The organism is Acidithiobacillus albertensis (assembly GCF_001931655.1).
GTDB classification, from domain to species: Bacteria; Pseudomonadota; Gammaproteobacteria; order Acidithiobacillales; family Acidithiobacillaceae; genus Acidithiobacillus; species Acidithiobacillus thiooxidans.
Window position 1 is genome coordinate 1 of the sequence record NZ_MOAD01000070.1, and the last position, 570, is coordinate 570.

Below are 570 nucleotides of genomic sequence, written 5' to 3' on the forward strand. Positions count from 1 at the left end.
TCTACAGGCCCATGGTGGTAGCGCGGAAGCGATCACCGATGTGAGCATGGACCTCTCGCCGGCCTTCCAGAAAGGGGCTGCCGAGCACCTGCCCAATGCGGAGATCACTTTCGATCGTTTTCACCTCATGAAGCTCGTCAACGAGGCCGTGGACGACGTGCGCAAGGGGGAAGTCCTCACTCAGCCAAATCTCAAAAAGACCCGCTGGCTCTGGCTCAAGAACGATTGCAACCTCAAGGTGAAGCAGAAAGAAAAGCTGCAGGCATTACTCAAAGACCAGAACCTCAAGACGGCGCAGGCCTACCAGTTCCGCCTGACCTTTCAGGACATCTTCACGATCAAGAATCGCCATCAGGGGGCTACCCTCTTGAAAGCCTGGTTGGAAAACGCCAGAACCAGCGATCTGCCGCCTATCGTCAAGGTCGCCTACACCATCATGAATCACTGGGATGGCGTGCTCCGATGGTTCGAGAGCCAGATCACCAATGGAATTCTGGAAGGTTTCAACAGCCTCATTCAATCCGCCAAGGCCAAGGCTCGGGGTTACCGCACGCACAAGAACTTTATCAA

1 protein-coding gene is annotated in these 570 nt (G+C 55.1%); it reads left to right on the top strand.

Translation table 11 applies throughout. The annotated features are described in order from the left end of the window. The coding region (locus tag BLW97_RS17975) for an ISL3 family transposase (protein ID WP_143214987.1) at window positions 1-570 on the top strand (570 nt) is incomplete at both ends.